Below are 23,182 nucleotides of genomic sequence, written 5' to 3' on the forward strand. Positions count from 1 at the left end.
ATTCCCGACAATCGGGATATGAGGAATGTTGCGTGGAAAGGTTTGATGCCATTGTAATTGGCGCCGGGGCGGCGGGAATGTTTTGTGCGGCGCAGGCAGGGCAGGCGGGCTGCCGCGTGCTGTTGCTCGATAATGGCAAAAAGCCAGGCCGCAAGATACTGATGTCCGGCGGCGGGCGCTGCAACTTTACTAACATGTATATCGAACCCGCGGCGTATCTCAGCCAAAACCCGCATTTTTGCAAATCTGCGCTGGCGCGCTACAGCCAGTGGGACTTTATCGACCTGGTTGGCAAACACAACATCGCCTGGCATGAGAAGACGCTGGGTCAGCTTTTTTGCGATGATTCAGCCGAGCAAATCGTTAACCTGCTGCTGGCCGAGTGTGAAAAGGGCGGCGTGCAAATTCGTCTGCGTACGGAAATTCTCAGCGTCGAACGTAATGACGAAGGTTACATGCTGCAGCTTAACGGCGACACGGTGACGGCGAAAAAGCTGGTAGTTGCTTCGGGTGGCCTGTCTATGCCCGGCCTGGGCGCTTCGCCGTTTGGTTACAAACTTGCCGAGCAGTTTGGCCTGAAGGTATTGCCGACTCGCGCCGGACTGGTACCGTTCACCCTGCATAAGCCGCTGCTTGAACAGTTACAGGTACTGTCCGGGGTTTCGGTACCGTCAACTATTACCGCTGAAAACGGTACGGTCTTCCGCGAAAATCTGCTGTTCACCCATCGCGGGCTGTCCGGCCCGGCGGTGCTGCAAATTTCCAGCTACTGGCAGCCGGGTGAATTCGTCAGTATCAATCTGCTGCCGGATTGCCATCTTGATGAGTTCCTCGACGAGCAACGTGTGGCGCATCCCAATCAGAGCCTGAAAAATACGCTGGCGATGCAGTTGCCGAAGCGGCTGGTTGAGTGCTTGCAGCAATTAGGACAGCTTCCGGACGTCACCCTGAAACAGCTTAACGTTCGCGATCAGCAGACCCTGGTTGAGACGCTGACCGCATGGCGCGTTCAGCCGAACGGTACCGAAGGTTATCGTACGGCGGAGGTGACCCTCGGCGGCGTGGATACCAACGAACTCTCCTCACGCACCATGGAAGCCCGCAAGGTACCAGGGCTCTATTTTATCGGCGAAGTGATGGATGTGACCGGCTGGCTGGGAGGGTATAACTTCCAGTGGGCCTGGGCGTCAGCCTGGGCGTGCGCGCAGGCGCTGGTTGAAGAGTAAGGGATGAGCCCGGCAATTCTCACTACCGGGCGAAAATAATCAATTCAGCCCAAGAAAATACTGGGCGATTTTGAAGTAGATAATCAATCCGGTGCCGTCGATAAGGGTAGCGATAAACGGTGCTGAAACCACCGCCGGGTCGATACCGAGGCGCTTGAGCGTCAGCGGGATCACCGACGACACCACCGCGCTCCACAGGGTAATGCACACCAGCGTCAGGCTGACAATTAGCGTGATTTCCATGCCGATGCCCATCATCCACGCGCGCAGGCAGCCCGCCAGGCCAAGAGTGATAGCTATCAGCAACGAGGTGGAGACCTCTTTACGGATTACGTGCCCCATATCCCGCAGCCGCACTTCCCCAAGCGCCATGGAACGCACCAGGGTGGAGGTGATCTGCGTCCCGCTGTTGCCACCGGTACCAATCAGTAGCGGAATGAAAAAGGCCAGCGCAATCGCTGACTCCAGCGCTTCTTCAAAATGCTGCAATACGCTGCTGGTGTAGGCTTCGGCGACGAACAGCAGCAGTAGCCAAACCGAACGCTTTTTCCAGAGCGCCCACGGGCTGGTTTCCAGATACGGCTTTTCCAGCGGCAGCGTTGCTCCCTGACGCTGGGCATCTTCAGTCACATCATCTTCCAGCAGATGGGCAATCTCTTTTTCCATCAGGCAGCCAACCAGCTCCCCCTTTTCGACTACCGGTACCAGGTCGAGACCACGCTCGGCCAGTTCGGCGACCACCTGCGGGCGCTCGTCGTCAGGCCTGACACGAAACAGACAGCTATCCATTAAATAACGAATGGATTGAGCGGTATCGCTCTCCTGGAGCAGCTTTTTAATCGACAAGCTACCGCGCAGTTTTTTTCCGGCGACAACAAACACCTGGCCTGGGATCTCATCGCCGGAAAGCTGAGAAACGAATAGCTCTCGCGCTTCATGAACGCTGAGATGCTCCGGCAGAGTAATGAAATCGGTACGCATGTACTGGGCGATCGCGTCGCCGTCAAAAGCAGAGATAGCCGGATGCGCGGCGCACAGTTGAATTGAAGACATGGTGTAATTCCCTATAAAAAATCACTCATAGGGGCGAACAAGACAGGATGAGCACAGGCAGATCCCTACGTCCTGGTTTTAGCACTGCACAACGTATCTGTCCGGCATGAACGCCGTCAGAAGTTACCTTGGCAACACCTTGATTCGATGGAAGCCTGTATTTCCCTGAGTGGTCTCTCTCGATACCAGCAGGGCGGTAACTTATATTTATGCAGGAGCCTCGCCATAACGAGATCGTTAAATGAGGCTTAATTATTAGCGAAGCTGGATAATTAACCAAGCGTATAATTTATATGGTTTATTAATTGTTGAGAAAGCCCGACTGCTTTTTAGCGGATCATGGCTGACCGTCAAAGCGATGTATCGCCTGACGCAGGAAATCCACTACGCGCCGGGCTTCGGGCCGTAGTGCCGTTTGCCGCAGGCTCGCCACTCCGACGTCCATCCACGTCATACAATCGTCGACCGTGCGTCGCATCACGCGCAGCCCCTCAAGCGACCAGGGACGCCAGACGAGGTCCGAAAGGATCGTGACACCCTTACCCTGTGAAACAAAAGTGCGGATAGCCTCGAAGGAGTTGGTGCGGTAGCGAATATCCGGCTGCCCGCCGCGCTGCCGCCAGACGTCAAGGATCACGGTGGGGTAATCATCGGTCTCAAGCAGTAAAAACGGGACCTTTGCGATATCAGCCAGCCGCAGCTCCGGCTGGCTGAGTAAAGGGTGACCGATTGGCGCCCACAGACGACGCAGGGAGCGCAAGAAAGTATCAATTGTCAGATCATCATCGTGGCGAATGTTTGACGTTAACACCAGGCAAAAGTCGACCTCCTGCTGATGTAAGGATGTTATCAGCGCCTGAGATGAACCTTCCTGAAAATGGATCTCCAGCAGCGGGAAACGGCGCTCCAGCTCGCTATAAATGCCGGGTAGCAGATAGGCCGAGAGCGTTTCAGCGATGCCTACACGCACGCTGCCGGTGGTCATTTCCGGCTGATTGTGCAGGTCGTTAATCGCGGCTTCGCTAGCGGAGAGGATTGTGCGCGCATGGCTCAGAAAGCGTTCCCCGTCGACAGTAAGCTCAATGCCCTTCGGATGGCGAACAAAGAGTTGCGTGTTCATAATCGTTTCCAGATTACGCATCGCGACCGTCATCGATGACTGAGAGATATGGCAACGCCCGGCGGCTTTTGAGATTTGTAGCGTCTCGGCCAGCGCGACGTAGAATTCCAGCTGTCTTAGGGTGAACTTCATAGTTTCAAACTATACGCCTGAATGAAAACTTTATATTAGCACTGGCTTATTCGTGAGCAGTACCCTGAATGGCATATGTTTAAGGTAAATCAAGGTGTTTGTATGCCTTATCTTCTGCTCGCGCTGGCGGCCTGCTTCTGGGGCGGTAATTATGTGATTGGTCACCTGCTGGTATCGCAGGTTGATCCTATTGTGCTATCAGCGCTGCGCTGGTGGGCTACTGCTATCCTTTTGATGATGCTCTACTTTCGCCAGGTTAAACAGCAGTGGCCAGCGATAAAACAGGCGAAAGGGATTGTTTTCTTTCTGGCACTGTGCGGCCAGGTTTTATTTCCCCTGACGCTCTATGTCGGTCTGCAATATACCTCATCATTGAATGCGGCAATTTATTTATCGACGACCCCGGCGATGGTGCTACTGATTAATCGCTTTATATTCCACGAGCATATTTCGACGGGAAATGTCGCGGGCGTAATATTAAGTTCCTGCGGTGTTATCTGGCTTATTTTGCAAGGAAACGTCACGGACTGGTCAACTTTGCGCAACCTGAATCGGGGCGATCTCTGGACTATGGGCTCGGCGATGAGCTGGGCGGCCTACTGCGCTTTTTTGCGCCTGAAACCGAAAGAGGTGGCCGGTAATGGCTTTGTCGCCGTCAGCGCCTCGGTGGGGGCGATCATGCTGCTGCCGGTTTTGATAGCGAATACGCTACAGGCGGCTGATCTGGATTTAGCACCTTACCTGTCGCTGAATTTCCTTCTCGGACTGGCTTATCTGGTGATTTTCCCTTCCTGGCTCTCTTACCTTTTGTGGAATAAAGGCATTGCGGCGATTGGCGCCACGCGTGGGGAGGTGTTCTCGCACCTCATTCCGCTCAGCGGCGGCCTGTTCAGCATTCTCTTTCTGCACGCGCCGCTCTATACGTACCACCTGATCAGCGCGCTGGCGATTATCTGCGGTATTACCCTGTGCTCGCGTTCGCGCCGGGTTAGTGAGTCCCACGCTTTATGAGTGGGAGAGATCGTCCTCCGTCGGCAAACACTGCAAATGGCCGTGGCGCACGCCACGCTGGGCGATGACATCATCGGCAAAATGCTGAACATCGCCCATATCGCCTTTCAGCACGGCAATCTCCAGGCAGTCGTCGTGGTTGATGTGTACGTGCAGGGTGGCGACGGAGAGATCGTGGTGTTGATGCTGGGTGGAGACTAAACGGCTGGCTAAATCTCGCTTCTCGTGTTCATAAACATACGAGAGCACCGCGAAGCCCTGAGTGCCGTGCTCCTGGGTGGTTTCCTGAGCCAGCGCGCCGCGCAGAATATCGCGGATAGCCTCGGAACGGTTGTTGTAGCCACGGCGCTGGCTCAGGCTATCCAGCGTTTCGAGTAAATCGTCATCAAGGGTGATAGTGACACGTTGCATCTGTTAGACCTTATTACGGCGTACGGGAAAGGCGGGAAGTACCGCATTTTGTAACACGCGGCCGGCGTTAGAGGAAAAGATTAATCTGTCGCCCACGGTCTGCGTCTCGACGATTTTCCCCTCATCCATCACCATCACCCGCTGGCAAAATCGTTCCACCAGACGTAAATCGTGGGTGATAAACAGACAGGCGGTGCCGAACTGCTGTTGTAGTTTTTTGAGCAGACGAATGATGCCCGCCTGGAGTACCAGATCGAGATTCGACACCGCTTCATCCAGAATAAGCAGCTTAGGTTCTACCGCTAACGCCCGCGCCAGGCAGACGCGCTGGAGCTGCCCGCCGCTCAACTGCGGTGGCCGTTTGTCGAGTACGCTATCGTCGAGGTCGACCGCGTTGAGCATCTCTCTGGCTCGGGCCAGTTGTTCCTGTTTCGTTAATGACAGCAGATGGCGCATCGGTTCACGCAAAATCTCACGCACCGTTTTCCGCGGATTTACCGCGCTGATGGAATCCTGAAACACCATCTGAATATCCCGGCGAAATGCTTTTTGTTTGCTGCGATTGAGGTGGGCGAGCGGCTCGCCGCGCCAGCTGACGCTGCCCTCGGTGGGTGATTCCAGGCCGACGAGCAGGCGTGCCAGCGTGCTTTTCCCGCAGCCGCTGCGTCCCAGCAGGGCGACGGTTTCGCCGTTTTTCAGCGCTAAAGAAACCTCTTTTAGCACCGGTAAGTTTGCGTATTGGTGCGAGAGCGTAGAGACGCTAAGTAATGTCATAAGGCCAGCTCCAGCCCATACAGGGCGAGATGTGCGGCAACCAGATTGCGGGTGATGGGGTGCTGTGGCGCGTTGAAGATTGTTTCGACATCCCCCTGTTCCACGATCTTGCCGTTGTCCATCACCGCTACGTCGTCCGCCAGCCGCGCGACGACGCCCATATCGTGAGTGACCAGCAGCATTCCGGGGGCACGGCTGCGCATTATGCTCTCCAGCAGATCGAGAATGCGCGCCTGGGCGACGACGTCCAGATCGGTGGTCGGTTCATCGGCGATAATAAACGGCGCATCGCACAGCAGCGCCATCGCAATCATCATCCGCTGGAGCATGCCGCCGCTCATCTCAAAGGGATAAAGCTTCAGCACGCGTTCTGCCTGCTCCAGCCCCACGGCCTCTAACGCACTGATAAGCGTAGCGTCATCTGATGGTTTGCCTAATGCCCGGCAGGTTTCCCGCGCGTGAGCCGCCATAGTATGCAACGGATTAAAGGCGCTGCGCGGGTTTTGCATAATGGTGGCGATTTTCACACCACGCAGTTCGCTGGGGGCGACCGGTTTGCCATCCGTGAGGATGACTCCTGCCGTTTGCCGCACGCCGGAAGGGAGAATATCCAGCGCCGCCGCGCAGGTGAGGGATTTTCCGCTGCCGCTGCCGCCGACCAGCGCCAGCACGCGTCCGCGTTTGAGCACCAAAGAAACGCCGCGCACCAGCGGTTGTTCAGCCAGTAACGTAATGTTTTGCAGTTCAATCTGTTGCGGCATCAGTGGGCATGCTCCGTTTCCAGATGGGGGTCGAGATGATCGCGCAGCGCGTCACCCACCATATTGAAGGCCATCACGCTGATAAACAGCGCCAGCCCCGGCCAGAACATTTGCAGCGGCTGGGTCCAGATGTACTGGCGCGCGTCGTTAATCATCACTCCCCATTCGGCGGTTGGCGCGGTAACGCCGAGTCCGAGGAACGACATCCCGGCGACGTGCAGCATCATATGGCCAATATCCAGGGTCGCCAGCACCAGCAGCGAGGGGATCACGGCACCAGCCAGGTGGTCGACAAACACTCGAATATGTCCCGCGCCGGAAAGTCGGGAGGCGAGTACAAATTCGCGCTGGCGCAAGGAGATCGTCAGGCTGCGCACCATCCGCGCGTACCACGCCCAGTGCGACAGGGCGATGGCGATAATCACGTTGGTCAGCCCGGTTCCCAGTACGCCAACCATAAAGAAAGAGAGGATCGAGGTCGGGAAAGTCATAAACATATCCGCGATGCGCATGGTGACCTGATCGACACGGCCGCCAATCAGCCCCGCGCTGCCGCCGACGATCAATCCCAGCGCCAGAACTAACAGCAAACAGGCCATCACCGAGCCAAGCGACACGCGAGTTGCCGCCAGCAGGCGCGAGAAAATATCGCGTCCCAGATGGTCGGTGCCCAGCCAGTGCTGATTATCGGGAGCAAGCAAGCGTGACGGTAAATCAATGGCCTGCGGGTCGTACGGTAACCACCACTGGCTGGTGAGTGCAATCACCGCCAGCAGGGCAATCATGATTAAAGAGAGGCGGACGGGCCAGCGCGATGAGAGGAAAAAGTTCATGAGTGTGCTCCTTCATGGCGGCGAATGCGCGGATCCAGCGCGGCGTTCAGCAGGTCAACAATCAGGTTACAGACCACAAAAACAATCACCATCATCAGGGTAAAGCACTGAATGACCGGGTAGTCGCGGTTAAATATCGCCGACACGGCATAACGTCCAACGCCGGGCCAGGCAAAGATATTCTCGATGATCATGGTGCCACCAATCAGCTCACCGATATGCATGCCGACGGCGGTGATCATCGGCAGCGAGGCGTTACGTAGAATATGGCGGCGCTCGATTTGCTTGTCGTTGAGACCGCGCAGCCGCGCCCAGGTCACGTGACGCTGCCCGGCGACCTCCAGCATGCTGGCACGTAGCAAACGGGCGTTAATCGCCAGCGACATAAAGGCAATCGACACCGCTGGCAGAATGAGATGCTGCCAGCCGCCGTAGCCCAGTGCGGGCAACCATTGCAGATATACCGAGAAGAGCATCACCAACAGAAAGGCGAGCCAGAAGTTGGGCATTGAGACGCCGAGGAAAGCGATAACCCGCACAACAAAATCCGGCAGACGGTCACGATGGCGCGCCGCCCAAATGCCGAGCGGTACCGAGGTGAGTAGGATCAGTATCAGCGCCGCGCCCGCCAGCTCCAGCGTGGCAGGAAGGAAGGTCAGCATATCATCCAGTACCGGGCGCTGAGTCGCGAACGAGATGCCAAAATCCAGGTGCAGCGCCTTCCACAGCCAGGCGCCGTATTGCACGATAAGCGGCTGATCCAGACCCAGCATCAGCCGCGTGGAAGCGACCATCTCCGGCGTCGGCGGCAGGTTCGACAGGCGCAAATAGTCGAGCGCCGGGTCGCCGGTTCCCAGACGCAGCATCAGAAAGATAATCACCGAGGCGGCGAAAATCATCGGGATCAGCAGCGCCATGCGCCGCAACGCGTAACGCAGCATCAGGGGTTCACCGGTTTAATCTGTTCAAACGGAATTTCAGATGCAATCGGCGCGTAGGGAATCGCGCCCAGCTCCGGTCTGGCGACCACCATCATCGAGACGTAGCTGATGGGCAGGTAGACCGCGTCGTCGTGCAGACGGGTCAGAATGTCGCGATACAATGCCTGACGCTGGGTTTCGTCGCTGGTTTCCAGCACTTCGCCAATCTCTTTATCAATGATCGGTTTATCGGCTAAACCCTGCTGTGCCTGAAAATCAGCATGGGACGGGACGCGCATCGAACTCATAAAGGCGTGGGGGTCGTACGGCGCGCCCCAGGTACGGTTGAAAATCATGCCGAAGCGACCGTCGCGCTGGCGGGCATAAATACTGCTCTCTTCCTCGCCAACCAGCGCTACGTCGACGCCAATCTGGTGCATATCGGCCTGGATAATTTCGGCCATCGATTTGCTTAGCGCATCGGTACCAATAAACGACAGCTCAATACGCAACGGCTGGCCGTTTTTCTCACGGATCGCTTTGCCTGCGGGCAGCGCCCAGCCCGCTTTTTCCAGCAATGCTTTTGCCTGCTGCGGGTCGTACTGGCGCGGTTTCAAACCAATATTCGCGTAAGGGACGGTGGGAGAAAACAGCGTATCGGCTACCTGCTGGGTACCGTATAGGGCGTTATCGACAAGCGATTTTTTATTTACCGCGTAGTTCAGCGCTTCGCGTACTGCCAGCTCGTTAGTCGGTGCCTTTGCGGAGTTGAGCGCCAGCATCACCGTTTCAATCGGCTGCGAAAGCTGGGTTCGATACGCCGGGTTGTGGCTGAAACGGGCGAAGGTATCCAGCGGCAGCAGCCCTTCGTTGCCGTACAACAGGTCGATATCGCCGGTTTCAAACGCCACCGCGCGGGTTGTCGGGTCCGGGATCACCTTGACGGTAATCTTTTGAATCTGCGGTTTTTCGCCCCAGTAATGGTCGTTACGTACCAGCACATCGTACTGATTGAGCTTTGACTCTTGCAGCACCCACGGGCCGGTGCCAATCGGCGCTTTAATGCCGTGCAGGGTCTCATTGTCTTTAAACTGCGAGGGGGCGATAAAGCGGAAAGGGCGCGGCAGCGCCAGCTCCTGCAGAAATGGGTAATAAGCGCTTTTCAGGGTAATTTGCAGCTCGTTTTTGCTGAGCGCCTTGACGTCGACTATCTGATTGACCAGCTCCAGCCAGGCGTGGCGTTGACGGTTATCAAGTACCGCACGAAAGTTTTCCGCGGCGGCATGCGCGTCGAACGCTTCACCGTTGGAGAAAGTCACATCATCGCGCAGGGTGAAGGTCCAGATTTTACCGTCCGCCGAATGCGTCCAGCTTTTTGCCAGCCAGGGTTTCACCGAACCATCCGCCTGATACTTCACCAGCGGTTCATACACCATGCTCTGGGCAAACATCTGGTTAGGCGTGTAGAGGTGCGGGTTGAGCGGTCCGATGTTAACCGGCCAGGCGGTGGTAATTTCGTTGGGGGCGGCATTGGCCAGCAAAGGTGCGCAGGCGATTAGCGCCAGCAGGGCGGTGCGGATGATAGACAAGGCTTTAGTCTCAGCGACAGAAAAGTATGACGATTTTAAGGATTCATCATACTTTCAGCGTAAGCTGGATCAATATTTGGCCTGAAAGTATAAGAAAATCATATATACACTTCATCCTTCAAGCTGTCTCTTTGTTGGCTGCGGTCAAAAACCCCAGTCACATAGTTATCTATGCTCCCGGGGATTTTCTCCCTTGCCGCCTCGATACAACTTGAATGATTTTGTGTATACATTCTCGGCCAGTACCGTAGGCCCGGTAAGGCGTCAGCCTCCACCGGGCGCTTTATGTTCTGAACAGATCGAGCAGCGTAGCGACTTGTTCATCAATGGGCGTTAAATCCCGTTTAACGATCAGATGCAGCGGCGTTGCCCGCCGTGCGCCGTGGCCCAGCGGCAGCGCCTTCAGTACCCCTTGTTTGAGCTGGGAACGAATACGCTCTTCCGGCAGCCAGCCGAAACCAACCTGATACAGCACCGCATCAATGGCGGCATCAATAGTAGAGAACGTCCACGCATCGCGGACGGATTGCGGGTCGTTGCTGCGGTCAGCGATGCGCACCAGCGGCCAGGGCGCCAGCGCATTATCATCCAGCGGCCCCTCGAATGCCGAAAGCGGATGATCGCGATGGGCGACGGCAACAAAATCGATATTCATCAGCCACTCGCCGCGCCCGGTAATATCCTGACGGCGGGTGAGCACCATCACGTCGGCTTCGCTGCGCGCCGGGTGTTCCTCCTCAACATTTTCCAGTACCTCGGTCAGCCTGACCTGGGTTTGCGGATAGCGTTGTTGAAACTGGCGCAGAATGGCAAACAGCCGTTCGCGGGGGAAAATGCTATCGACCAGCAGATCCAGCCGGGTTCGTGCGCCGTCGCGAAGGGTGGCGGCATGAGTTTCAACATAAGAAAAGGCCTGCAACAGCGGCTTGACCTGGCCGAGCAGCAGCTTGCCCGCCGGGGTGAGTACCGCGCGGCGGCCAGAAGGCGTGAGCAGCGTAACCCCCAGCCGCTCCTGCAATAGCGCAAGGTTATAGCTCACCGAAGACTGGCTACGGTGGGTCTCTTCCGCCGCTTTCGCGAAGCTGCCCAGCTCAACAACCTTCTCCAGCAGCGCCCATTGCTCGAGGGTGGTCTTGTGCATGACTAATCTAAAAAGTGGATGTATTTAATCCAAACATAGCGTTATTTATCCATTTTTTAAAGCAGTATGCTTGTTCTCAACAAATAGAGGAGAACAGATTATGAGCACTTTCGACAAACATGACCTGAGCGGTTTTATCGGCAAACATCTGGTTTATACCTACGATAACGGCTGGAACTACGAGATTTACGTTAAAAACGCCACCACTCTGGATTACCGAATCCATAGCGGGATCGTGGCCAATCGTTGGGTGAAAGATCAGCTGGCTTACATTGTTCGCGTGGGTGAAAGCATCTATAAAATTTCCTGGACCGAGCCGACCGGCACCGACGTGAGCCTCATTGTTAACCTCGGCGATAAACTGTTCCACGGCACCATCTTTTTCCCGCGCTGGGTGATCAACAATCCGGAAAAAACCGTCTGTTTCCAGAACGATCATATCCCGCTGATGGTGTCTTACCGTGAAGCTGGTCCGGCTTACCCGACTGAAGTGATTGATGAGTTTGCCACCATTACTTTCGTTCGCGACTGCGGTGCGGATAATGATGAAGTGATTAATTGCCCGGCGAGTGAATTACCTGCTAACTTTCCTGCTAACTTGTAATACACCAGAAATAATTATGTGATCTATCTGGTATTTTTAAATTCCGTAAATCAGGCTAAAAGATAGATTATTGAATTTGGTTTAATGTTCGTTTACTTTTCTCTAATGCGTTCCTGCTATTTCCCCCTCAGTCAGGAACGCCGTCCTTTCTTAATTTAAACTCTATCAATATGATTTTTAATCATATTTTAAATTAAATCTCATTAGTATTAATTTCTTAATATTATCCTAAGCAAACCTGTCTAAATTTGATAGCGTCTGAATATCCTGTAATGAAATGCGTCATCAAACTGATTTTGCTTTCATTTTCATTTTGTTTAAGTCAGCAGGTGCAGGATATTTCTTATCGACCCCGTTCCTCGTCGGGTCATTTACAGAACAGGAAAATGATGAGCGATTTTTTGCCGTTTTCGCGCCCGTCGATGGGCGATGCAGAGCTGGCTGCGCTGCGTGAAGTTTTGCAATCGGGCTGGATCACCACCGGGCCGAAAAATCAGGCGCTGGAAGAGGCGTTCTGTACGTTAACTGGCAACCGCCACGCTATCGCGGTCAGTTCGGCGACCGGCGGGATGCACGTCACGCTCATGGCGATGGGAATCGGTGCGGGCGATGAAGTGATCACCCCTTCCCAGACCTGGGTCTCCACGCTGAACATGATCTGCCTGCTGGGGGCGACCCCGGTGATGATCGATGTTGATCCCGATAATCTGATGATTACCCCCGAAGCGGTTGAAGCAGCGATCACCCCGCGAACCAAAGCGATCGTGCCCGTGCACTATGCGGGCGCGCCGGTGGATATCGATGCTATTCGCGCCATTGGCGAGCGGCACGGAATTGCGGTGATTGAAGACGCTGCACACGCGGCGGGAACTCACTACAAAGGCCGCCATGTCGGCTGGCGCGGTACCGCCATCTTCTCGTTCCATGCGATCAAAAATATGACCTGCGCCGAAGGCGGGTTGGTGGTGACCGACGATGACGAGCTGGAGACGCGCATTCGCAGCCTGAAGTTCCACGGTCTCGGCGTTGATGCCTACGACCGCCAGACTCTGGGCCGCGCTCCGCAGGCGGAGGTGATCTCGCCGGGCTTTAAATACAATCTGGCGGATATTAACGCCGCGCTGGCCCTGGTGCAGCTGGATAAACTGGCCCACGCCAATCTGCGGCGCGCCAAAATTGCCCAACGCTACTTGAGCGAACTGGCGGATACCCCATTCAAACCGTTGGCGGCACCTGATTGGGAACACCAGCACGCCTGGCACCTGTTTATTATCCGCATCGACGAGGCCACCTGCGGTATCAGCCGCGATGCTCTGATGGAAAAACTGAAAGCCATGGGCATCGGCACCGGACTGCACTTCCGCGCGGCGCATACGCAAAAGTATTACCGCGAGCGTTTCCCTGAAGTTTCATTACCGCATACGGAATGGAACAGTGCGCGCATTTGTTCCATTCCGTTGTTCCCGGATATGACCGATGACGATGTCACTCGGGTCATTGCCGCACTGCACCAGCTGTCAGGACGTTGATATGTTTAGCTATCCTCCCGTGAAAAAGGTCTCGGTGGTTATCCCGGTTTATAACGAACAGGAGAGCCTACCGGAGCTTATCCGCCGCACCGATACCGTCTGCGCGACGCTCGGACGCCAATATGAAATTCTGCTGGTCGACGACGGCAGCAGCGATGACTCGGCGCGGATGTTAACCGAAGCCGCCGAGGCCGAAGGTAGCCACGTGGTGGCGGTGCTGCTGAACCGTAACTATGGCCAGCACTCGGCGATTATGGCGGGCTTCAGTCACGTCACCGGCGATCTGATCATTACCCTTGATGCCGATCTGCAAAACCCGCCGGAAGAGATCCCGCGTCTGGTGGAGAAGGCCGATGAGGGCTACGACGTGGTCGGTACCGTTCGCCAGAACCGTCAGGATACCTTCTTCCGTAAAAGCGCCTCGAAGATGATCAACCGCCTGATCCAGCGCACTACCGGTAAAGCGATGGGCGACTATGGCTGCATGCTGCGCGCCTATCGCCGCCACATTATCGACGCGATGCTCAACTGCCACGAGCGCAGTACGTTCATCCCGATTCTGGCGAACACTTTTGCCCGCCGGGCGGTCGAGATCCCGGTGATGCACGCCGAGCGTGAATTTGGTGATTCCAAATACAGCTTTATGCGCCTGATTAACCTGATGTACGACTTGGTCACCTGCCTGACCACCACGCCGCTGCGCCTGCTGAGCCTGTTCGGCAGCGTTATCGCCCTGCTGGGCTTTGGTTTCGCCATCCTGCTGGTGGCGTTGCGCCTGGTGTTTGGCCCGCAGTGGGCGGCAGAAGGGGTGTTTATGCTGTTCGCCGTGCTGTTTATGTTTATCGGTGCTCAGTTCGTCGGCATGGGCCTGCTTGGGGAGTATATCGGCCGCATCTATAACGATGTCCGCGCCCGTCCCCGCTACTTTATTCAACGTGTTGTTCGCCAGCCGGAAACGGCATCTCAAGAGGAAGATCGTTCATGAAAGCTGTAGTCTTCGCTTATCACGATATGGGTTGTGCAGGTATTCAGTCTCTGTTGGATGCCGGTTATGACATCGCCGCTATTTTTACCCATCCGGACAACCCTGGCGAAAACCATTTCTTTGGCTCCGTGGCGCGTATTGCCGCAGAGCAAGGCATTCCGGTGTGGGCGCCAGAAGACGTGAACCATCCGCTGTGGATCGAACGTATCCGTGAGATAAAACCGGACGTGCTGTTCTCGTTCTATTACCGCAACCTGCTGTGCGATGACATTCTGAACCTCGCGCCGCAGGGGGCTTTCAACCTGCACGGTTCACTGCTGCCGAAATACCGTGGTCGTGCGCCCTTGAATTGGGTGCTGGTGAACGGCGAGCGCGAAACCGGCGTCACATTGCACCGGATGGTTAACCGTGCGGACGCCGGGAATATCGTGGGGCAAACCCGCGTGGCGATCGGCGCGGATGACGCGGCGCTCACTCTGCATCGTAAACTCTGCGCTGCAGCGACGGAGCTGCTGAGTCAAGCGCTGCCGGCCATCCGCGACGGCAAAACCGACGAGCGCGCGCAGGATGAGAGCCAGGCGACATACGTGGGTCGTCGCTCGCCGGAAGATGGTCGCCTTGACTGGGAGCAACCCGCTCAGACGCTGCATAACCTGGTGCGCGCGGTCTCCGACCCGTGGCCGGGCGCGTTCAGCTACGCCGGGGCGAACAAGTTTATCGTCTGGAAATCTCGCGTGCGCCAGGACCTGAACGCCGCGAAACCGGGTACGGTGATTTCCACTGCGCCGCTGGTTGTTGCCTGTCAGGAAGGGGCGCTGGAAATCGTCACCGGGCAGACCGAGCGCGGCGTTTATATGCAGGGTACGCAGCTGGCGCAGGCGCTGGGCCTGGTTGCTGGCGCGGTGCTGAGCAGCAAACCTGTCGTGGCGATTAAGCGCCGCACCCGCGTGCTGATCCTCGGGGTGAACGGCTTTATCGGCAACCACCTGACCGAGCGCCTGTTGCTGGACGACAACTACGAAATTTACGGCCTGGATATTGGCTCTGATGCCATCAGCCGTTTCCTCGACAATCCGCGTTTCCACTTCGTTGAAGGCGATATCAGCATTCACTCCGAGTGGATCGAGTACCACATTAAGAAGTGCGACGTCGTGCTGCCGCTGGTGGCGATTGCGACCCCAATTGAGTACACCCGCAATCCGCTGCGCGTATTTGAATTGGATTTTGAAGAGAACCTGAAGATCATCCGCGACTGCGTGAAATACGATAAGCGCATTATCTTCCCGTCGACGTCCGAAGTGTACGGCATGTGCACCGACAACAACTTCGATGAAGATAGTTCGAACCTGGTGGTCGGGCCGATCAACAAACAGCGATGGATTTACTCGGTTTCCAAGCAGCTTCTGGACCGCGTGATTTGGGCCTACGGCGATAAGAACAACCTCAAGTTTACCCTGTTCCGTCCGTTTAACTGGATGGGACCGCGCCTCGATAACCTCAACGCCGCGCGCATTGGCAGCTCTCGCGCCATCACCCAGTTGATTCTTAACCTGGTCGAAGGTTCGCCGATCAAGCTGATTGAGGGCGGTAAACAGAAGCGCTGCTTCACCGATATCAGCGACGGTATCGAAGCGCTGTTCCGCATTATCGAGAACAAAGATGGTCGCTGCGATGGGCAGATTATCAACATCGGTAACCCGGATAACGAAGCGAGCATCAAAGAGCTGGCGGAAATGCTGCTGGCCTGCTTTGAGCGTCACCCGCTGCGCGACCGCTTCCCGCCGTTTGCCGGTTTCCGTGAAGTGGAAAGTAGCGACTACTATGGTAAAGGCTATCAGGACGTTGAGCACCGCAAGCCGAGCATTCGCAACGCGAAGCGCTGCCTGAACTGGGTGCCGACGGTAGAGATGGAAGAGACGGTGGAACACACTCTGGACTTCTTCCTGCGCACGGTTGAACTGGTGGACGACAACAAATCATGAGACAGGTCGGCTTACGCATAGATGTCGATACCTTTCGCGGCACGCGGGACGGGGTCCCGCGGCTGCTGGCTCTGCTGGGGCAGCGCGGGATTCAGGCAAGCTTCTTTTTTAGCGTCGGGCCGGACAACATGGGGCGTCATTTATGGCGCCTGGTAAAACCGAAATTTCTGTGGAAGATGCTGCGTTCAAAGGCCGCTTCGTTGTATGGCTGGGATATCCTGCTGGCCGGTACCGCCTGGCCGGGGCGCAGAATTGGTGCGGGTAATGAAGAGGTTATCCGCGCCGCCGCGCAGGAGCATGAAGTGGGTCTGCACGCCTGGGATCACTATAGCTGGCAGGCGTGGAGCGGCGTCTGGCCGCAGGAGCGGCTGACGCTGGAGGTCGAGCGCGGGCTGCTGGAGCTGGAGCGGATTATCGGTCGTCCGGTTGCCTGCTCCGCCGTTGCGGGCTGGCGGGCCGATCAGCGGGTCATCAAGGCCAAAGAGGCTTTCGACTTCCTCTACAACAGCGATTGCCGGGGAACCGGCCCCTTCTTACCGGTGCTGGGCAACGGCGCGCCGGGAACCGTGCAAATCCCGGTGACGTTACCGACCTGGGATGAAGTGGTCGGCAGCGCAGTGGATATTGCGGGCTTCAACCACTATCTGCTGGATTGTATCCATCGCGATACGGGTACTCCGGTCTATACCATCCATGCTGAAGTCGAGGGGATTGCCTTTGCTCAACAGTTTGATGAACTGCTGACCATGGCCGCTCAGGAAGAGATTCAGTTTTGCCCGCTAAGCCAGCTGCTGCCCGCCGATTTTAGCGTGCTGCCGCGAGGCAAAGTGGTTCGTGGTGAACTGGCTGGCCGGGAAGGCTGGCTTGGACGTGAACAATTACTCAATTCGGGTGTTTGATGAAAAGCATTCGCTACGGCGCGGCTCTGGTCGCCCTTTTTGCCCTCTACTATTTACTGCCGCTGAACTTCCGCCTGCTCTGGCAGCCGGATGAAACCCGCTATGCGGAAATCAGCCGTGAGATGCTGGCGACCGGCGACTGGGTGGTGCCGCATTTCCTCGGCCTGCGCTATTTTGAAAAACCCATCGCCGGATACTGGATTAACAGCATTGGCCAGTGGCTATTCGGTCACAATAATTTTGGCGTCCGCTTCGGGGTCGTGTTCTCTATTACCGTCACCGCCCTGCTGGTGGCCTGGCTAGCGTGGCAGGTATTTCGCGATAAACGCCTGGCGATCCTGTCGCCGGTTATCTTCCTGACCGCGCTGCTGGTCTACAGTATTGGCACCTATGCGGTACTGGACCCGATGATTACCATGTGGATGGCGCTGGCGATGTGCAGCTTCTGGGGCGCGGTACAGGCCCAAAACCACAGCGGCAAAATCGTTGGTTATGTCTTACTGGGCGTGGCCTGTGGGATGGGGGTGATGACCAAAGGCTTCCTCGCGCTGGCGGTGCCGGTGGTCGGGGTATTGCCGTGGGTGATTGCGCGTAAGCGCTGGCGCGAAGTGCTGACCTACGGCTGGCTGGCGGTGGGCGTCTGCGTGCTGGTCGTGCTGCCGTGGGGGCTTGTCATCGCCAAACGTGAACCGGACTTCTGGCGCTACTTCTTCTGGGTGGAACATATCCAGCGTTTTGCTGAAAAAGATGCCCAGCATAAAGCGCCGTTCTGGTACTACATTCCGTTCCTGATAGCCGGGAGTCTGCCGTGGCTGGCGCTGCTGCCGGGAGCGCTCAAGCGCGGTTGGACCGAGCGCGATGAATCACGCGGGGCGCTGTATCTGCTGGGATGGGTGGCGATGCCGTTCCTGTTCTTCAGCATTGCCAAAGGTAAGTTGCCAACCTATATCCTGCCGTGTTTTGCGCCGTTGTCGATTCTGATGGCGCGCTACGCGCTGGATGCGGCGAAGGCCGGGGCGAAAGCGCTGAAAATCAACGGTATGATCAACCTGGCCTTCGGTCTGATTGGCCTGGTTGCTGTACTGGTGGTTTCGCCTTGGGGCTTTATGCACCAGCCGGTGTGGAACCATATTGAGCTGTATAAGTGCCTGTTGGCGGCGCTGATTTTTGGTTGCTGGGCGCTGATGGGCTGGATGGCGATGAAGGACAATGGCCGCCGCTGGACCTTAGCCGCCATCTGCCCGCTGGGGCTGGCGCTGCTGGTGGGTTTTGCTATCCCGGACCGGGTTATCGACAGCAAGCAGCCGCAGTTCCTGGTGGATATTGTCAGCGAGTCGCTGACGCCGAGCCGCTACGTTTTGACCAATAACGTCGGTATTGCTGGCGGGTTGTCATGGGAGTTAAAGCGCAGCGATATTATATTGTTCGACAAGCAGGGCGAGCTGAAGTACGGCCTGTCCTGGCCGGATGCCCAGAGCCAGTTTGTGGATAAAGAACAATTTGCCGATTGGCTGGCTGCGCACCGCCAGCAGGGGCCGATTTCACTGGTTCTGCTGATGGACAAAGGAGAGAGTATGGCCGACTTACCGCTACCCAAACCTGATAACTCCTATGAGCTAGGCCGGGTGGTGTTTATCCAGTACCTGCCGCAATGAGCGTCTGGATCTGTCTGGTTTTAGCCAGCTTACTGAGCTGCGTCGGACAGCTGTGCCAGAAACAGGCGACCCGCCCGTCTAAATCCGGGCGGCGCGGGCACCATATCCTTGGCTGGTTGGGGTTAGCATTGCTCTCTCTGGGCTGCGGCATGCTGCTGTGGCTGAGCGTCCTGCAGTCTATCCCGGTCAGCGTGGCTTACCCGATGCTGAGCCTGAACTTTGTCTGGGTGACCCTTGCGGCGTGGGGAATCTGGCGCGAACCGGTGGCGCGACGCCACTGGGTTGGCGTAGGGCTGATCGTCGTCGGGATCGTTATTCTGGGGAGCCGCATCTGATGGGCTTAATCTGGGCGTTATTTAGCGTGGGTTTAGTCAGCGCCGCACAGCTCCTGCTGCGCAGCGCGATGGTCGAACTGCCGCCGCTGACGGATTTATTCACCTTTCTTAATCATCTGCTGCATCTGCGGGCGGGGACCTTCGGCCTGGCGTTTGGCCTGCTCGGCTATCTGCTGTCGATGGTCTGCTGGTACTTCGCCCTGCACCAATTACCGCTGGCGAAGGCCTACGCGCTGCTCAGTCTGAGCTACATTCTGGTGTGGGCCGCCGCCATCTGGCTCCCCGGCTGGTATGAGCCTTTCCACTGGCAATCGTTATTGGGCGTGCTGCTGATTGTTGCCGGGGTACTGACTATCTTCTGGCCAGTGAAGCGCCGGGGCTGATGTTTCCCGGCTCGCGCTGCGCTTAGCCGGGCTACGGGTTCACCGCCGTCTGCGGGCCAGTAGCCCGGACAGGCGCGTCAAGCGCCGCCTCCGGGAGATGTGCCGAACCCGATGCATCGGCGCTGCTTGCTACGCTGACCGGGCTACGGGTTCACCGCCGTCTGCGGGCCGGTAGCCCGGACAAGGCGCGTTGAGCGCCGCCTCCGGGAAATGGGCCGCCGCTATTCCCAAAAGCTATCTCTCAGGGCCCGCGCTTGATCACCAGCGAGGTGTTGATGCCGCCAAAAGCAAAATTGTTGCTTTGTAGGAACTCGCAATCAATCTTGCGGGCTTCACCCATGATGTAATCCAGTGCGCCGCAGTTAGCATCCGGACGGTTTAAATTGAGCGTCGGGGCAAACCAGCCTTCGCGCATCATTTGCAAACTCATCCAGGCTTCCAGCGCCCCGCAGGCACCCAGCGTATGGCCAAAATAACTTTTCAGTGACGAGATCGGCACGTTGTCGCCATAAATCGCCGCCGTTGCCAGACTTTCAGCAATATCGCCGCGGTCGGTAGCCGTGCCGTGGGCCGAAATATAGCCGATATCCCGCGCGTTTAAGCCCGCCATTTTCAGCGACTGCTCCATGCAAATCTGCATCGTCTCGCGCTGCGGCTGGGTGATATGCGCCGCATCGCAATTGGTGGCAAAACCGATAATCTCACCGTAAATCGTCGCGCCGCGCGCTTTGGCGTGCTCAAGCTCTTCCAGAATCAACGTGCCTGCGCCTTCGCCTATTACCAGCCCGTCGCGATGTTCATCAAACGGTGAGGGCGTGGTTTTCGGTTCGTCGTTACGCTGGCTGGTGGCGAATAGGGTATCAAACACCGCCGCTTCCGACGGACACAGCTCTTCCGCGCCGCCGGCGACCATCACCGTTTGGTAGCCGTGACGAATCGCTTCCCATGCGTAGCCAATCGCCTGGCTGCCGGAGGTGCAGGCGCTGGAGGTGGGGATCACTCGTCCACGCAGGCCGAAGAATAACCCGGTGTTGACGGCGGTGGTGTGCGGCATCATCTGCACGTAAGTGGTGCCGGTAATATTATTGGTGTGCTTTTCGGTCAACATGGTAGCGAATTCGCTCACCGGACCAGTGCTGCCGGTTGACGAGCCGTAGGCGATGCCGGTTTCACCGTTGGTCAGCACCGCATCGCCAATCAGCCCGGCCTGCTCCAGCGCCAGTTCGGTCGCGCGGGTGGACATCAGCGACACGCGACCCATAGAGCGAATACGCTTGCGGGTATAGTGCTCCGGTGGGGTGAAATCATCGACCGGCGCGCCCAGCAGCGTGTGCAGCCCGTCATAAACCTGCCACTCCGGCATTTTGCGCACTGCGTTTTCATACGCCTGCAGCCGGGTGGAAACGGCCTGCCAGCTTTCGCCAAAGGCGGTGACGCCGCCCATCCCTGTGATCACGACGCGACGTGTCATAACATCCCTCCATTGATAGAAATCACCTGACGGGTGACGTAACCTGCGATATCCGACATTAAATAGCTGGCAAGCCCGGCCACTTCATCGGCCTGGCCCATCCGTTTCATCGGGATCATCGACATGGCTTCTTTCAGAGCGGCCTCTTCCATTTCGATCATCCCGGTATCAATCAGCCCCGGCGCGATGCAGTTGACGGTAATTTTGCGTTTTGCCAGCTCAATCGCCAGCGCTTTTGTCGCACCAATAATCCCCGCTTTGGCGGCGCTGTAGTTGACCTGTCCGCGATTGCCCATCACGCCGGAAACCGACGATAAGGTAATAATGCGCCCACCCTGACGAGCGCTAATCATCGGCATCATGCACGGCTGGATAACGTTATAGAAGCTGTCGAGGTTGGTGTGGATCACCGCATCCCAGTCGTTATCGCTGAGCGCCGGGAAGGCGGCATCGCGGGTAATGCCGGCATTGCTGACGATGCCGTACCAGGCACCGTGCGCGTCGTTATCTTGCTCCAGCACTTCTCGACACTGCTCGCGGTTGGCGACGTCAAAGGCTAGCAGACGCCCCGAGCCTCCAGCAGCGAGGATTGCATCCAACGTCTCCTGGGCACCTTGTGCATCGCGATGATAGTGAACGCCGACCACAAAGCCGTCCGCCGCCAGCTGGCGGGCGATGGCGCGACCAATGCCCTTACTGGCGCCGGTAACCAAAACTGAACGACTCATGCGGACGCTCCTTGTTGAAATAGGGTGTTAAGTTCTTCCGCTGTCGGCTGGAAGGTGTTGACGCGACCGCTTGCCAGCATCTCTTCACCGGCCTGAATGGCGCATTCAAAGCTGCCAAAACGTGCATCTTGCATCAGTAGCGTGACGTTAATATCCAGCGTCAGGCCACCTGGCAATATTCCCGCCGCACAGACTAATTCACGCGCCCCGAGCACCATGCCCAGCGAGATACTGGCCTGACCCGCCTGATGACGGTGCCAGCCGGACCACACGCCAACGGTCTGCGCCATCAGCTCCAGGGCGAACCAGCCGGGCAGATAGCCCTCGGCATCGAGAAACGGAGCCAGTACGCCGTCGGGCGATACCGTGACGCGGCAGGTAGCGGAGTCGTCCGTCACGCTAACCACTTCTTCAAGCAGCAGCATCGGCGCATCGTGAGGCAGATAGTCTTCGGGCGCTAAATAGTGGCTCATGACATTCTCCCGAGCAGGATACTGGCGTTATTGCCGCCAAAGGCAAACGAGTTTGACAGGATGACCGGGCGCGGTAGCGGCTGCTGGCGCTCGATAATCCCGCAGGCAGGCAGCGTTTCATCGCGCGGCGACTGGCTGAAATCCTGCGGCGGCAGCGGCAGGTCGCGCTGCAAAATCAGCATACTGATGGCGGCTTCGGTAATACCTGCCGCGCCCAGCGTGTGTCCGGTCAGGTGCTTGGTGGAACTGCACGGGACGTTCTCGCCAAACAGCTCGCTTACCACGTTGGACTCAATTTTGTCGTTCAGCGGCGTGGCGGTACCGTGCAGATTGATATATCCCACCTGCTCCGGCGTCATCCCTGCGTCGTTCAGCGCCTGACGAATGGCGCGAATCGCCCCTTCGCCCTGCGGATGCGGAGCCGAAATATGGTACGCATCGCTGGATTCGCCGACGCCCAGCAGCGCAATCGGCTGCGGTTCGCGGGTCAGCAGCATCAGCGCCGCGCCTTCACCGATGGTAATCCCGCAGCGGTCGCGGCCAAATGGCTGGCATAACGTTGGCGAGAGTGATTCCAGGCTGTGGAAACCGTTGATTGGCATCCGGCTGAGCGTGTCCGCCCCGCCGACAATCGCCACGTCCGCCAGCCCTGACTCAATCAGGCGGCGTCCGCTCATGATCGCGCGGGCGCTTGAGGAGCAGGCGGTAGAGAGCGTAAACGCCGGGCCGTCCAATGCCAGCCAGTGGCTGAGAAAGCGCGACGGGTCGCCCAGCTCCTGCTGCGGGTATTGCCAGGCGCTGCTCGCTTTGCCGTTGAGCGTGAGATCAACATGCACGTCGCCTTCGTCCAGCCCGGAGGTGCTGGTGCCGAGCACCACGGCAACGCGGTCGCGACCAAACTGCGCAATGGCGTCATCCACCTGCGGCTGGATTTGCGCCAGTGCAGCCAGCAGCAGCTGATTATTGCGCGAACGATGGGCGCTAAACTCATCGGGAATCGTCGGCAGTTCACCGTCAACGCCAGCTAACACCGCGTGCGGATGGCCCTGAAGCCAGCCGGTGCGCGGGCGCATACCGGGAGCCACGCCGCGTATCAGATTGGCGGCGATTTCATCGGCGTGGTTGCCCAGCGCGTTAATCATGCCAACCGCAGAAATGTAGATCATC

23 protein-coding genes and 1 riboswitch are annotated in these 23,182 nt (G+C 57.3%); of the genes, 10 read left to right on the plus strand and 13 right to left on the minus strand.

The genetic code is table 11. The features are described from left to right. The first annotated feature begins 32 nt into the window (after positions 1–32). Complete coding sequence (locus tag HV213_RS01610; protein WP_181484563.1) at positions 33–1,226, plus strand: BaiN/RdsA family NAD(P)/FAD-dependent oxidoreductase; 1,194 nt, start codon at positions 33–35, stop codon at positions 1,224–1,226. Between the two features lie 39 nt (positions 1,227–1,265). On the opposite strand, the gene HV213_RS01615 is transcribed toward HV213_RS01610, so the two are convergent. Together HV213_RS01615 and HV213_RS01620 are read right to left on the minus strand one after the other, a co-directional pair. Next, positions 1,266–2,279, minus strand: a complete 1,014-nt coding sequence (locus HV213_RS01615) for a magnesium transporter (protein ID WP_181484564.1) — start codon at positions 2,277–2,279, stop codon at positions 1,266–1,268. A gap of 56 nt (positions 2,280–2,335) precedes the next feature. Beyond that, positions 2,336–2,519: riboswitch (M-box (ykoK) riboswitch) on the minus strand. A 97-nt stretch (positions 2,520–2,616) separates the two neighbouring features. Beyond that, the gene (locus tag HV213_RS01620) at positions 2,617–3,531 is read right to left on the minus strand and encodes a LysR family transcriptional regulator (protein ID WP_181484565.1); all 915 of its coding nucleotides are present in this window, start codon (positions 3,529–3,531) and stop codon (positions 2,617–2,619) included. 102 nt (positions 3,532–3,633) lie between these two features. Here HV213_RS01620 and HV213_RS01625 point away from each other — a divergent pair, with 102 nt between their 5' ends. Beyond that, a complete protein-coding gene (locus HV213_RS01625) occupies positions 3,634–4,542 on the plus strand; it encodes a DMT family transporter (RefSeq protein WP_181484566.1) in 909 nt (302 codons plus the stop codon). Here HV213_RS01625 and nikR read toward each other — a convergent pair. The 7 genes from nikR to HV213_RS01660 all read right to left on the minus strand — a co-directional run bounded on the left by nikR (position 4,537) and on the right by HV213_RS01660 (position 10,971). Continuing rightward, positions 4,537–4,953 carry a nickel-responsive transcriptional regulator NikR gene (gene nikR, locus HV213_RS01630; RefSeq protein ID WP_142670538.1) on the minus strand — a complete coding sequence of 139 codons (417 nt, stop codon included), beginning with the start codon at positions 4,951–4,953 and terminating at the stop codon, positions 4,537–4,539. The genes HV213_RS01625 and nikR overlap by 6 nt on opposite strands. A 3-nt stretch (positions 4,954–4,956) precedes the next feature. Then, the gene (nikE, locus tag HV213_RS01635; protein WP_181484567.1) at positions 4,957–5,727 is read right to left on the minus strand and encodes a nickel import ATP-binding protein NikE; all 771 of its coding nucleotides are present in this window, start codon (positions 5,725–5,727) and stop codon (positions 4,957–4,959) included. Next, the gene (gene nikD / locus HV213_RS01640; RefSeq protein ID WP_181484568.1) at positions 5,724–6,488 is read right to left on the minus strand and encodes a nickel import ATP-binding protein NikD; all 765 of its coding nucleotides are present in this window, start codon (positions 6,486–6,488) and stop codon (positions 5,724–5,726) included. The genes nikE and nikD overlap by 4 nt, the downstream gene beginning before the upstream one ends. Continuing rightward, positions 6,488–7,321, minus strand: a complete 834-nt coding sequence (gene nikC, locus HV213_RS01645) for a nickel ABC transporter permease subunit NikC (protein WP_181484569.1) — start codon at positions 7,319–7,321, stop codon at positions 6,488–6,490. The genes nikD and nikC overlap by 1 nt, the downstream gene beginning before the upstream one ends. After that, on the minus strand, positions 7,318–8,262 hold the full coding sequence (nikB, locus tag HV213_RS01650) for a nickel ABC transporter permease subunit NikB (protein ID WP_181484570.1): 945 nt from the start codon (positions 8,260–8,262) through the stop codon (positions 7,318–7,320). Before nikB ends, nikC begins: the two co-directional genes overlap by 4 nt. Beyond that, positions 8,262–9,830, minus strand: coding sequence for a nickel ABC transporter substrate-binding protein (nikA, locus tag HV213_RS01655; protein WP_181484571.1), 1,569 nt, complete (start codon positions 9,828–9,830; stop codon positions 8,262–8,264). The genes nikB and nikA overlap by 1 nt, the downstream gene beginning before the upstream one ends. 283 nt (positions 9,831–10,113) lie before the next feature. Continuing rightward, positions 10,114–10,971 (minus strand): LysR family transcriptional regulator, encoded by an 858-nt coding sequence (locus tag HV213_RS01660; protein WP_181484572.1) that lies wholly within the window; start codon positions 10,969–10,971, stop codon positions 10,114–10,116. Positions 10,972–11,068: 97 nt separating this feature from the next. Here HV213_RS01660 and HV213_RS01665 point away from each other — a divergent pair, with 97 nt between their 5' ends. The 8 genes from HV213_RS01665 to arnF all read left to right on the plus strand — a co-directional run bounded on the left by HV213_RS01665 (position 11,069) and on the right by arnF (position 19,343). Further along, entirely contained in the window at positions 11,069–11,575 is a 507-nt protein-coding gene (locus HV213_RS01665) for a phenolic acid decarboxylase (protein ID WP_181486315.1), read from the plus strand. A gap of 389 nt (positions 11,576–11,964) precedes the next feature. Further along, positions 11,965–13,104, plus strand: a complete 1,140-nt coding sequence (arnB, locus tag HV213_RS01670) for a UDP-4-amino-4-deoxy-L-arabinose aminotransferase (protein WP_181486316.1) — start codon at positions 11,965–11,967, stop codon at positions 13,102–13,104. A 1-nt stretch (position 13,105) separates the two neighbouring features. Further along, a complete protein-coding gene (gene arnC, locus HV213_RS01675; RefSeq protein WP_181484573.1) occupies positions 13,106–14,089 on the plus strand; it encodes an undecaprenyl-phosphate 4-deoxy-4-formamido-L-arabinose transferase in 984 nt (327 codons plus the stop codon). Further along, positions 14,086–16,071, plus strand: a complete 1,986-nt coding sequence (arnA, locus tag HV213_RS01680) for a bifunctional UDP-4-amino-4-deoxy-L-arabinose formyltransferase/UDP-glucuronic acid oxidase ArnA (RefSeq protein WP_181484574.1) — start codon at positions 14,086–14,088, stop codon at positions 16,069–16,071. The genes arnC and arnA overlap by 4 nt, the downstream gene beginning before the upstream one ends. Continuing rightward, positions 16,068–16,970 carry a 4-deoxy-4-formamido-L-arabinose-phosphoundecaprenol deformylase gene (gene arnD, locus HV213_RS01685; protein ID WP_181484575.1) on the plus strand — a complete coding sequence of 301 codons (903 nt, stop codon included), beginning with the start codon at positions 16,068–16,070 and terminating at the stop codon, positions 16,968–16,970. The genes arnA and arnD overlap by 4 nt, the downstream gene beginning before the upstream one ends. Continuing rightward, positions 16,970–18,625: a lipid IV(A) 4-amino-4-deoxy-L-arabinosyltransferase gene (arnT, locus tag HV213_RS01690; RefSeq protein WP_181484576.1), complete on the plus strand. Its 1,656-nt coding sequence runs from the start codon at positions 16,970–16,972 to the stop codon at positions 18,623–18,625. Before arnD ends, arnT begins: the two co-directional genes overlap by 1 nt. Further along, positions 18,622–18,960, plus strand: a complete 339-nt coding sequence (arnE, locus tag HV213_RS01695) for a 4-amino-4-deoxy-L-arabinose-phosphoundecaprenol flippase subunit ArnE (RefSeq protein ID WP_181484577.1) — start codon at positions 18,622–18,624, stop codon at positions 18,958–18,960. Before arnT ends, arnE begins: the two co-directional genes overlap by 4 nt. After that, a complete protein-coding gene (gene arnF / locus HV213_RS01700; protein ID WP_181484578.1) occupies positions 18,960–19,343 on the plus strand; it encodes a 4-amino-4-deoxy-L-arabinose-phosphoundecaprenol flippase subunit ArnF in 384 nt (127 codons plus the stop codon). The genes arnE and arnF overlap by 1 nt, the downstream gene beginning before the upstream one ends. Before the next feature lie 241 nt (positions 19,344–19,584). On the opposite strand, the gene HV213_RS01705 is transcribed toward arnF, so the two are convergent. The 4 genes from HV213_RS01705 to HV213_RS01720 are packed head-to-tail and all read right to left on the minus strand — an operon-like array spanning position 19,585 to position 23,181. Then, the gene (locus tag HV213_RS01705; RefSeq protein WP_181484579.1) at positions 19,585–20,814 is read right to left on the minus strand and encodes a beta-ketoacyl-ACP synthase; all 1,230 of its coding nucleotides are present in this window, start codon (positions 20,812–20,814) and stop codon (positions 19,585–19,587) included. After that, positions 20,811–21,542 carry a 3-ketoacyl-ACP reductase FabG2 gene (locus HV213_RS01710; RefSeq protein WP_112214843.1) on the minus strand — a complete coding sequence of 244 codons (732 nt, stop codon included), beginning with the start codon at positions 21,540–21,542 and terminating at the stop codon, positions 20,811–20,813. The genes HV213_RS01705 and HV213_RS01710 overlap by 4 nt, the downstream gene beginning before the upstream one ends. After that, a complete protein-coding gene (locus HV213_RS01715) occupies positions 21,539–22,015 on the minus strand; it encodes a hotdog family protein (RefSeq protein WP_181484580.1) in 477 nt (158 codons plus the stop codon). The genes HV213_RS01710 and HV213_RS01715 overlap by 4 nt, the downstream gene beginning before the upstream one ends. Further along, positions 22,012–23,181 (minus strand): beta-ketoacyl-[acyl-carrier-protein] synthase family protein, encoded by a 1,170-nt coding sequence (locus HV213_RS01720; RefSeq protein ID WP_181484581.1) that lies wholly within the window; start codon positions 23,179–23,181, stop codon positions 22,012–22,014. The genes HV213_RS01715 and HV213_RS01720 overlap by 4 nt, the downstream gene beginning before the upstream one ends. Position 23,182 lies beyond the last annotated feature (1 nt).

This window comes from Klebsiella sp. RHBSTW-00484 (assembly GCF_013705725.1).
GTDB lineage: Bacteria > Pseudomonadota > Gammaproteobacteria > Enterobacterales > Enterobacteriaceae > Klebsiella.

Bases quoted from the DNA above. Each gene is read 5' to 3' on its own strand.
- HV213_RS01615 (WP_181484564.1), bottom strand. From the start codon at position 2,279: ATGTCTTCAATTCAACTGTGCGCCGCGCATCCGGCTATCTCTGCTTTT.
- HV213_RS01715 (WP_181484580.1), bottom strand. From the start codon at position 22,015: ATGAGCCACTATTTAGCGCCCGAAGACTATCTGCCTCACGATGCGCCG.
- arnD (WP_181484575.1), top strand. From the start codon at position 16,068: ATGAGACAGGTCGGCTTACGCATAGATGTCGATACCTTTCGCGGCACG.
- HV213_RS01705 (WP_181484579.1), bottom strand. From the start codon at position 20,814: ATGACACGTCGCGTCGTGATCACAGGGATGGGCGGCGTCACCGCCTTT.
- arnE (WP_181484577.1), top strand. From the start codon at position 18,622: ATGAGCGTCTGGATCTGTCTGGTTTTAGCCAGCTTACTGAGCTGCGTC.
- HV213_RS01660 (WP_181484572.1), bottom strand. From the start codon at position 10,971: ATGCACAAGACCACCCTCGAGCAATGGGCGCTGCTGGAGAAGGTTGTT.
- HV213_RS01620 (WP_181484565.1), bottom strand. From the start codon at position 3,531: ATGAAGTTCACCCTAAGACAGCTGGAATTCTACGTCGCGCTGGCCGAG.
- nikE (WP_181484567.1), bottom strand. From the start codon at position 5,727: ATGACATTACTTAGCGTCTCTACGCTCTCGCACCAATACGCAAACTTA.
- arnF (WP_181484578.1), top strand. From the start codon at position 18,960: ATGGGCTTAATCTGGGCGTTATTTAGCGTGGGTTTAGTCAGCGCCGCA.
- arnT (WP_181484576.1), top strand. From the start codon at position 16,970: ATGAAAAGCATTCGCTACGGCGCGGCTCTGGTCGCCCTTTTTGCCCTC.
- arnB (WP_181486316.1), top strand. From the start codon at position 11,965: ATGAGCGATTTTTTGCCGTTTTCGCGCCCGTCGATGGGCGATGCAGAG.
- nikD (WP_181484568.1), bottom strand. From the start codon at position 6,488: ATGCCGCAACAGATTGAACTGCAAAACATTACGTTACTGGCTGAACAA.
- nikC (WP_181484569.1), bottom strand. From the start codon at position 7,321: ATGAACTTTTTCCTCTCATCGCGCTGGCCCGTCCGCCTCTCTTTAATC.
- nikB (WP_181484570.1), bottom strand. From the start codon at position 8,262: ATGCTGCGTTACGCGTTGCGGCGCATGGCGCTGCTGATCCCGATGATT.
- HV213_RS01625 (WP_181484566.1), top strand. From the start codon at position 3,634: ATGCCTTATCTTCTGCTCGCGCTGGCGGCCTGCTTCTGGGGCGGTAAT.
- arnA (WP_181484574.1), top strand. From the start codon at position 14,086: ATGAAAGCTGTAGTCTTCGCTTATCACGATATGGGTTGTGCAGGTATT.
- HV213_RS01720 (WP_181484581.1), bottom strand. From the start codon at position 23,181: ATGATCTACATTTCTGCGGTTGGCATGATTAACGCGCTGGGCAACCAC.
- nikR (WP_142670538.1), bottom strand. From the start codon at position 4,953: ATGCAACGTGTCACTATCACCCTTGATGACGATTTACTCGAAACGCTG.
- arnC (WP_181484573.1), top strand. From the start codon at position 13,106: ATGTTTAGCTATCCTCCCGTGAAAAAGGTCTCGGTGGTTATCCCGGTT.
- HV213_RS01710 (WP_112214843.1), bottom strand. From the start codon at position 21,542: ATGAGTCGTTCAGTTTTGGTTACCGGCGCCAGTAAGGGCATTGGTCGC.